Origin of the sequence: Pseudactinotalea sp. (assembly GCF_048594945.1) — a bacterium.
Classification (GTDB): Bacteria; Actinomycetota; Actinomycetes; order Actinomycetales; family Beutenbergiaceae; genus Pseudactinotalea.
On the sequence record NZ_JBMDXJ010000115.1, the window covers coordinates 1 to 8584 of the forward strand.

General features: G+C 71.4%; 9 protein-coding genes. 6 read left to right on the plus strand and 3 right to left on the minus strand.

The window, feature by feature from the left end:
• The 3 genes from ACOJSN_RS05365 to ACOJSN_RS05375 all read left to right on the plus strand — a co-directional run.
• A partial coding sequence (locus ACOJSN_RS05365; RefSeq protein ID WP_420111477.1) for a thioesterase family protein occupies window positions 1-543 on the plus strand: 543 nt, incomplete at its 5' end.
• A gap of 23 nt (window positions 544-566) precedes the next feature.
• Window positions 567-1553, plus strand: a complete 987-nt coding sequence (locus ACOJSN_RS05370; RefSeq protein ID WP_420111478.1) for a Gfo/Idh/MocA family protein — start codon at window positions 567-569, stop codon at window positions 1551-1553.
• On the plus strand, window positions 1550-2572 hold the full coding sequence (locus ACOJSN_RS05375) for a Gfo/Idh/MocA family protein (protein ID WP_420111479.1): 1023 nt from the start codon (window positions 1550-1552) through the stop codon (window positions 2570-2572). The genes ACOJSN_RS05370 and ACOJSN_RS05375 overlap by 4 nt, the downstream gene beginning before the upstream one ends.
• 30 nt (window positions 2573-2602) lie before the next feature.
• Here the strand turns inward: ACOJSN_RS05375 and ACOJSN_RS05380 are convergent, their stop codons facing one another.
• Window positions 2603-3556, minus strand: a complete 954-nt coding sequence (locus ACOJSN_RS05380; protein ID WP_420111480.1) for an Lsr2 family DNA-binding protein — start codon at window positions 3554-3556, stop codon at window positions 2603-2605.
• A gap of 67 nt (window positions 3557-3623) precedes the next feature.
• Here ACOJSN_RS05380 and ACOJSN_RS05385 point away from each other — a divergent pair, with 67 nt between their 5' ends.
• Complete coding sequence (locus ACOJSN_RS05385) at window positions 3624-4862, plus strand: arginine deiminase (RefSeq protein WP_420111481.1); 1239 nt, start codon at window positions 3624-3626, stop codon at window positions 4860-4862.
• Here the strand turns inward: ACOJSN_RS05385 and ACOJSN_RS05390 are convergent.
• Window positions 4859-5233 (minus strand): winged helix-turn-helix transcriptional regulator, encoded by a 375-nt coding sequence (locus ACOJSN_RS05390; protein WP_420111482.1) that lies wholly within the window; start codon window positions 5231-5233, stop codon window positions 4859-4861. The two genes, ACOJSN_RS05385 and ACOJSN_RS05390, sit on opposite strands and share 4 nt — an antisense overlap.
• A 104-nt stretch (window positions 5234-5337) precedes the next feature.
• On the opposite strand from ACOJSN_RS05390, the gene ACOJSN_RS05395 reads away from it, so the two are divergent.
• Window positions 5338-6186 (plus strand): SDR family oxidoreductase, encoded by an 849-nt coding sequence (locus ACOJSN_RS05395; RefSeq protein ID WP_420111483.1) that lies wholly within the window; start codon window positions 5338-5340, stop codon window positions 6184-6186.
• 59 nt (window positions 6187-6245) lie between these two features.
• Window positions 6246-6839: a class I SAM-dependent methyltransferase gene (locus tag ACOJSN_RS05400; protein ID WP_420111484.1), complete on the plus strand. Its 594-nt coding sequence runs from the start codon at window positions 6246-6248 to the stop codon at window positions 6837-6839.
• On the opposite strand, the gene ACOJSN_RS05405 is transcribed toward ACOJSN_RS05400, so the two are convergent.
• A partial coding sequence (locus ACOJSN_RS05405; RefSeq protein WP_420111485.1) for a glycosyl hydrolase family 95 catalytic domain-containing protein occupies window positions 6825-8584 on the minus strand: 1760 nt, incomplete at its 5' end. The genes ACOJSN_RS05400 and ACOJSN_RS05405 overlap by 15 nt on opposite strands.

Genomic DNA, 8584 nt, shown 5'->3' on the forward strand with positions numbered 1-8584 from the left:
CTGCGCCCAGGGCGCACGGTCGAGCTCGTGCAGGCCACGCTCGCGCACGCCGGCCGGCCGGTGGTGCTCGCGCGCGCCTGGTTGATGGCCGGCTACGACACCGCGGCGATCGCCGGCGGCGGGCTCGATCGGATCCCCGCCCCGGACGAGGTGCAGCCGATCGTGGCTTCGGACGTCTGGCCTGGCGGGTTCATCCGGTCTGTTGATGTCCGACGGCGTGAGGCCGAGCCAGGTCGTGCGGTCGCCTGGGTCCGTTCGCACGTCGATCTGCTCATCGGCGAGCAGGTCAGCGACACGGCCACGACGCTCGGCCTGATCGACATCACGAACGGCGTGACGCCCCGGCGGCCACCCACCGAGGTGCTGTTCCCGAACGTCGACCTGACCATCCATCTGCTCGGTGCACCCACGCGCGGCTGGCTCGGCACCGACACGACCGTCGTCTACGGGGCGACCGGCCTCGGCCTCACGCACAGCGTGCTGCACGATGAGCGCGGCCCGTTCGCCGTGAGCGCCCAGACACTGACGGTCCGACCCCGCTGACCACGTACCCCAGGAGAGACCGCATGGGATCTGACTCACCCGTCGTCGCCGTTCTCGGCGCCGGTGGCATCGCTCGCCCGCATGTGGACGGCTGGGCCGCCCTCGGTGCGCAGGTCCGCATCTTCTCGGTCAACGGCGCCGAGGAGCTCGCGGCCGCGACACCCGGCGCGGTGGCGGTCACCTCGATCGAGGAGGCGTTTCACGGTGCTGACCTCGTCGACATCTGCACGCCCACCACCGTGCACCCCGAGCACGTGCGCGCCGCGGTCGCTGCTGGGCTGGACACGTTCTGCGAGAAGCCGCTCGCCCGCACAACAGCAGAGGCGGAGGCGCTGGTCACCCTCGCCGATGCCGCAGGCGTCAGGCTCATGCCCGGGCACGTGGTGCGGTGGTTCCCGGCCTACGAGGCCCTGCACGCCGCCGTCGAGAACGACGACCTCGGCGAGCTGGCGGTGCTGCGGTTCTCGCGCACCGGGTCGCGGCCGGACCGGGACTGGTTCCACGACGTCGCGGCGTCAGGGGGCATCGTGCTCGACCAGATGATCCACGACCTGGACCAGGCGCTGTGGCTGGCGGGCGACGTCGTCGAGGTGACCGCGCAGCAGACCGCGCCGACCGCGCAGCGGGTCACCTCGGCGCAGGTGGTGCTCGTGCACGCGAGCGGCGCGCTCAGCTATGTGACCGGCACGTGGGGGCCGCCCGGCACGCAGTTCCGGACCACGTTCGAGGTCGCGGGCACGGGCGGGCTGCTGCAGCACGACTCCACGGCGCAGCCGGAGGTGGTGATCGATGCACGCGACGTCGGCGGCTCGACCGGGCTGCTACCACCGATCGCAGGCACCAGCCCGTACCAGCTGATTCTCGCGGACTTCCTGCGCTGGGTGCGCGGGGGGCCGCAGCCGCGGTTGGCAGCCGCCGACGGCGTCGCAGCGGTTCGCGTGGCTGAGGCCGCCTTGCGCTCGATCGCCTCGGGCGGCACGGTGCGGCTTGCTGAAGGGGTGGCGGCATGACGCGGATCGGGATCATCTCGTTGGCGCACGGGCACGCGTTCTCCTATCTGAAGGCGTTGCGGGCCGCGGGCGTCGAGGTGCGGGTCGCCGATCCGCACGCGACACCGGGTGAGGCAGGGCGCGGCGCCGCGGCGATCGAGGGCACCGGTGCGGGCTGGTCAGCATCGCTCGACGAGCTGTTCGCCTGGCGGCCCGACGGTGTGATCGTGTGCTCGGAGAACGTGCGGCACCGCGACCACACGGAGGCCGCGCTCGCGGCCGGGGCGCATGTGCTGTGCGAGAAGCCGATGGCCACCTCGGTCGCCGACGCTGCCGCCATGGTGCGCGCGGCCGATACGGCCGGTCGGCGGTTGATGATCGCCCACCCGGTGCGCTTCTCCACCGCCTTCACCTCACTGCGCGCCGCGATCGAGCGCGGCGACCTGGGCGACCTGCTCGCCGTCACCGGGACCAACAACGGCAAGGTCCCCGGCGACCGGCCGTGGTTCACCGACCCCGAGCTCGCCGGCGGCGGTGCGGTCACCGACCACACGGTGCATGTCATCGACCTCATGGACGCCCTGCTGCACGGCGACTCCCCCGTCTCCGTACATGCGCGCGCGAACCGGCTGCTGCACCCGGAGAGCGCCGTGGAGACCGCCGGGCTCGTGCAGGTGCGGTACGCCGGCGGCGTGCTAGTCACGATCGACTGCAGCTGGAGCCGGCCCGCCGACTACCCGACCTGGGGCGGGCTCACGCTCGACGTCGTCGGCGCCGACGGGCTCGCCAGGATGGACGCCTTCGGCACGCGCGTCGACGGGCACATCACCGGCCGCGGGCAAGCCTGGCTGCCGTATGGCGACGACATGGACGCCGCGCTGGTCGCCGAGTTCCTGCAGGTCGTGCGCACGGGCGATGAACCACAGCCCGACGGCCGCGCCGGGCTCCGCGGCACCGCGATCGTGCACGCCGCATACACCTCGATCCGCACGGGCGAGGTGGTCACGATCGATCCCGCCGCCCTGAGCCCGGGCGGCTGACTGCGAACGCCTGAGAGCGTCAGACACGCGCTAGTCGTGCCGCCGATCGAAGGCGGCGCGGATCTCGGCGGGGATGCGGCCACGGTCGCCCAGGCGGTAGCCGTTGTCCTGGGCCCAGGCGCGGATCTCGGCCGCCGCGGGGGCGGCGCCGCTGGCGATTGCGGCGGTGCGCTCGCTGCCCGCAGCCTCACCGCCGGCCTCGGTGAGCGCGGCCGCCAGGAACCGGTAGGTCCACTCCTGCGCGAGCGGGCGCGTCTCGCAGAACACGATGGGCACATCGGGGAAGCGGGCGTGGTGCTCGCCGATCGCGTCGGCCACCACGGCAGGGCGCACGAACTCCAGCGAGAACACCTTCGAGTACCGCTCCTCGACCACGATCGCCGCGCGCGGCAGCTCGCTGAGGTGGGCAGCGAGGTAGCGCATCTTCCCCGAGGTGAGTGTGCTGACCAGGTCTTGGAGGCTCTTGCGCTCGACCGAGGCGACCACACCGCCGTCGACCATCACGGCGTAGTCGCCGGCCGCGAGCGCGGCCCTGCGCGTGACCACCTGCTGGTCCTTGAACGACCAGGCGTAACGCTCGTGGCTGTCGACCACGATCTCGAGGTCCGCGATCCCCTGCGCGCGAGCGGTGGGGATCGCCCCGGCGGGCCGGGCCTGCTTGGCGGTGCGCGCCGTCTGCCAGAAGACTGCCTCGCGGCCGCCCTTGATGCGGGTGAGCACGAACTGGCTGCGGTTCTCCCGGCCACGGTCGAGTACGAGGTCGATCGCGGCGCCGCGGCGCACGCACGAGCGCACCGGGACTGTCTCGACGATCTCCGGGTCGGCGGGCCAGCCGACCGCCCGGTGGCAGTAGACCTTGCCGGTGCGCGGCCAGGTCTCCCGCGCCTTGAGGACTACACCCTCCGCACCGAGCGGAAGCCGCAGCAGGTACGGCAGCGTGCTGCCCTCCTCGGGGTTCTTCGCGATGAGGAAGTCCTCTGGCACATATCCAGAGTACGGGTGGGCGGGTACGCCGTCGGATAGGTTGCCAGCACGCCAGGGAGGTGCCGTGATGACCACACCCATGCTCGGGGTCCACTCCGAGGTCGGCCGCCTGCGCAAGGTGCTGGTCTGCTCACCGGGGCTCGCGCACGAGCGGCTGACCCCCACGAACTCCTCCGATCTGCTGTTCGACGACGTGATGTGGGTGGAGACCGCGCAGCGCGATCATGCCGACTTCGTGGACGCCCTGACCGACCGGGGCGTGGAGGTCACCGAGCTGCACGACCTGCTGGGCCAGACCCTTGCGATCGACGAGGCCCGCACCTGGCTGCTGGACCGCCGCGTGATCGCGAACCGGGTGGGCCTGGGCCTGGTCGAGGGCACGCGCGCCTACCTCGACTCGCTCAGTCCCGCGCAGCTCGCGCGCTACCTGATCGGCGGCCTCACCACCACCGACCTGCCCGCCGATCACCGCACCGGCCACGTCAACCTGGCCGAGTTCTCACGCGGCGACCGCGACTACCTGATCCCGCCGCTGCCGAACACGCTCTACACGCGTGACACCACCTGCTGGATCTACGGCGGCGTCACGCTCAACCCGCTCTACTGGCCGGCACGCCACGACGAGACGCTGCTCATGCAGGCCGTCTACCGGTTCCATCCCGAGTACTCCGACGCCCACGTGTGGTGGGGCGATGCAGAACGCGACTGGGGTCAGGCAAGCCTCGAGGGCGGCGACGTGATGCCCGTAGGTGACGGCGTGGTGCTCATCGGGATGAGCGAGCGCACCTCTCGTCAGGCGATCAGCCAGCTCGCCAAGGAACTGTTCGACGGCGGTGCGGCCTCCGCGATGGTGGTCGCCGCGATGCCTCGGTTGCGTGCTGCGATGCATCTCGACACCGTGTTCACGTTTGCGGACCGCGACCTGGTCACCGTGCACCCGGCGATCGTGGACAGGATCCGCGCCTTCACGTTGCGGCCCGGCGACCGGGCGCCAGGAGTCGAGATCACCGACGAGGGTGACGCCAGGTTCGTGGACGTGGTCGCGCGCGAGATGGGCCTGTCGCGACTGCGGGTCGTGGAGACCCCCGGTGACGAGTACGCCTCCGAGCGCCAGCAGTGGGACAGCGGCAACAACGCGGTCGCGGTGGAGCCGGGGGTGGTCTTCACGTACGACCGCAACACGCTCACGAACGCCGCGCTGCGCGACGCCGGGGTGGAGGTCATCACGATCGTCGGCTCCGAGTTGGGCCGTGGCCGCGGCGGCGGCCACTGCATGACCTGCCCGCTGGTGCGCGACCCGGTCTAGGGTGTGCGCTGATCCCCGACGATCTCGGCAGCGTTGACGCTGATCCACTCCAGCAGCGGCATCATCCGATCGACGAGTTGCTGACCCCGTTCGGTGAGCCGGTACTCCACGTGCGGCGGCACCATCGGGTAGGAGTGGCGGTCCACGAGGCCGTCGGCCACGAGGGTTCGCAGCGTCTGGCTGAGCATCTTCTCGCTGATCGCCTCGACCTCGCGACGAAGCTCGCCCCAGCGCTTGGTGCCTTCCGCGAGGGTGCATAGGACGAGCACGCCCCACCGACTCATCACATGGTCGAGCACGGTGCGCGTGGGGCACGCGTGCGAGAACACACCGGGTTGTTCGGCGCGGAGATCTGCAAGACTTACCGCCATGCCAGTACCTTACCGAAAGGTGCGTACCCCAAGGTGGGAATGCTTGGTCACGGGCCCGCGCTGAGCGGCATGACGGACCTGCCACTACTCGAAGGAGCACCACCATGACCGTTCTCGTCACCGCCGCTTCCGGGCACCTCGGACACCTGATCGTCGAGCGCCTGCTCGCGCGCGGGGCCGCGCCCGCCGATGTGGTCGCCGGCGCCCGGGTGCCCGAGCGCGCCCAGGTGCCCGACGGCGTCCGCGTGGTCGAGCTCGACTACGACCGCCCCGAGACGCTCCCGGCAGCGCTCGACGGCGTCGCAACCCTCGTGCTCGTGTCCGGTTCCGAGGTGGGCCAGCGGGCTCGCCAGCACACCGCGGTGATCGACGCCGCGAAGGCGGCCGGCGTGGGTCGGATCGTGTACACGAGCCTGTACCGAGCGGACTCCTCCCCGTTGCCGCTCGCGCCGGAGCATGTCGCGACCGAGCAGGCGCTCGCCGCCTCCGGCGTGCCCGCCACGATCCTGCGCAACAACTGGTACTCCGAGAACTACGCCCCGGACGTGGAGCGTGCACGCGAGACCGGCATCCTCGCCTCAGCCACGGGGTCCGGACGCGTCGCGAGCGCGAGCCGCGAGGATCTGGCCGACGCGGCCGCCGTCGTCGCTCTCGACGACACCCACGCCCACAAGACGTACGAGCTCTCCGGCGACGTCGCATGGGACTACACCGAGCTGGCGAACGCCATCGGCGGAGCGCTGGGGCGCGAGGTCACCTACCAGCCGCTGACGTCCGAGCAGCAGCTCGAGGCGCTCCAGGCCGCGGGCCTGGACGAGGGCACCGCAGGATTCGTCGCCGCCCTCGACGCCGGGATCGCCGCCGGCGCCCTCGACTCCGACGATCGCACCCTCAGCACCCTCATCGGTCGCCCGACCACCCCGCTCGCCGACACCCTCGGCGCCCTCTCCTGAGGCCCGCCGCCTCGCCGGGCCCTCCCCGGCTCGGCGAGGCGATCGGAGACAATGGCGCCATGGTGGAGAAGAGTCTCTGGACGCAACAGGTCGAGCAGAACCCCGAGCACTCGCACTGGTACATCCAGCGGTTCAAGGCCATGGCGGATGCCGGGCAGGACCTGCACGGCGAGGCCCGGATGGTCGATGCGATGGTGGGACGCGGCGCGCGCGTGCTCGACGCCGGGTGCGGTCCGGGTCGGCTCGGCGGCGAACTCGCCCGGCGCGGCCACACCGTGGTGGGCGTGGACGTGGACCCGGTGCTGATCGAGGCGGCGCAGGCCGAGCACCCCGACGCCACCTGGATCACGCAGGACCTCGCCGAGCTCGACCTCGCCGGCGAGCGGTTCGACGTGGTCGTCTCCGCCGGCAACGTCATGACGTTCCTGGCACCCAGCACCCGCGGCCTGGTGCTCTGCAACCTCGCCACCGTGCTCGCCGAGGGCGGGCGCCTCGTCGCCGGTTTCGGCGCCGGCCGCGGCTACCCGTTCGAGGAGTTCTTCGACGATGCGCGCGACGCCGGCCTGACCCTCGACGTCGCACTCTCCACGTGGGACCTGCGTCCGTGGCAGCCGGACTCCGAGTTCCTGGTCGCGGTGTTACGACAGTCGTGACGCCGACGACTGGGCGTGCACCTCCTGCGGCTCACCGGCCCGCAGGTCGAGCGTGTGAGGTTCGCCCGATCCCACGGCCACCTGCACCGAGATGTCCCGGGCGGCTGTCAACCGCGCTTCCGTGAGCGTCCCCGCTGCCCAGGTGAGGTCGACCTGTACGCCGCCGCGAGCGCGCAACCCCCGCACAGATCCGGTCCGCCACCGCCTCGGCAGCGCGGGCAGCAGCCGGATCACGTCGGTATGCGACTGCAGCAGCATCTCGGCGATCCCGGCCGTCACACCGAAGTTGCCGTCGATCTGGAACCAGGCGGGTGGGTGCAGGCAGAACAGGTTCTCCTCGACCGACTCCCGGAGCATGATGTCGAGACTCTCCAGCGCAGCGTCGCCGTCGCCGAGTCGAGCCCACAGCGAGACCAGCCACGCCCGGCTCCAGCCGGTGTGGCCACCGCCGGCCGCGAGTCGAGCCCGCAGCGAGGCGCGAGCCGCCTCTGCGAGCTCCGGCGCAGACCAGTGGTCGATCTCGCCTCCCGGGAAGACGCCGTACAGGTGCGACATGTGGCGATGCCCCGGCTCTCCCTCGCCGCGCGGCGTCGCCCATTCCAGCAGCCGGCCATCCTCGCCCACCGGGATGTCTGGGAGGTGCGAGGACGCCTCGCGAGCCGCGGCCGCAACCTCGTCATCTGCCAACCCCAGCCGGAGCGCCGCGGCCTCGAGGTTACCGAATAGCTCCCGCACCAGCCACAGGTCCATCGTCACCATGGCATCGACCGCGGCCACACGGCCACGCTCGTCGATGAACCCGTTCTCGGGCGACGTGGATGGCGCCGTCACCAGCTTGCCCTGAGTCGGCCCCGGCCGCGGATCACGCACAAGGAGGTGCAGCACGAACTCGGCGGCACCACGCAGCGTCGGCCACACGACGCCGGCGAGGAAGGTCTCATCGGGCGCGAAGCGCTCGTGCTCAACCAGATGCGCAGCCAGCCACACACCACCCATCGGCCACAGCGCGAACGACGGCGCTCCCGTGCCCGCGCCGACCGGCCAGCTCGTGCGCCACAGGTCGACGTTGTGGTGCGTCACCCAGCCCGGCGCACCGTAGATCTCCCGTGCTGTGGTCGATCCGGAGTCGACCAGTGAGGTCACCAGATCGACCAGCGGCTCGTGACACTCCGCCAGCGCGGTGACCTCAGCCGGCCAATAGTTCATCTGCGTGTTGATGTTGACGGTCCAGTCGGAGCACCATGGCGGGCGGCGCATCTCGTTCCAGATCCCTTGCAGGTTGGCAGCCTGCGTGCCGGGCCGGGAGGAGCCGGCGAGTAAGTACCGGCCGAGGTCGAACAGTCGCTCGATCAGCTCGTCGTCGGCGCCGCCGGCCTGCACCTGGGTGAGCCTGACATCCAGCGCCGCGCGCTCCGTATCGGGATCCGTCAGCTGCAGGACCACGCGGTCCTGCAGCGCCGCGTGATCTGTCACGCTCCGCTCACGGAGGATCGCCCAGTCGGTGCCCGCGACCGTGACCGCGTCATCGACCGCGCGGGTGAGCACGGCGTCGACATCTTGTCCCGGCGGGGTGCGCCAATCGCTGAAGGAGTCGGCCGCGGTGAGCACGAGCGTGACCGCATGGGCCTCTCGCACCACCAAGGTGCCGTCATCGACCTCGACCCGGCCGCCGTCGACGATCCCGGCGAGATCGATCGCGAACACGATCCCCTCGACGTCGGCGTAGCTGACCGGCTCGGCTCCCT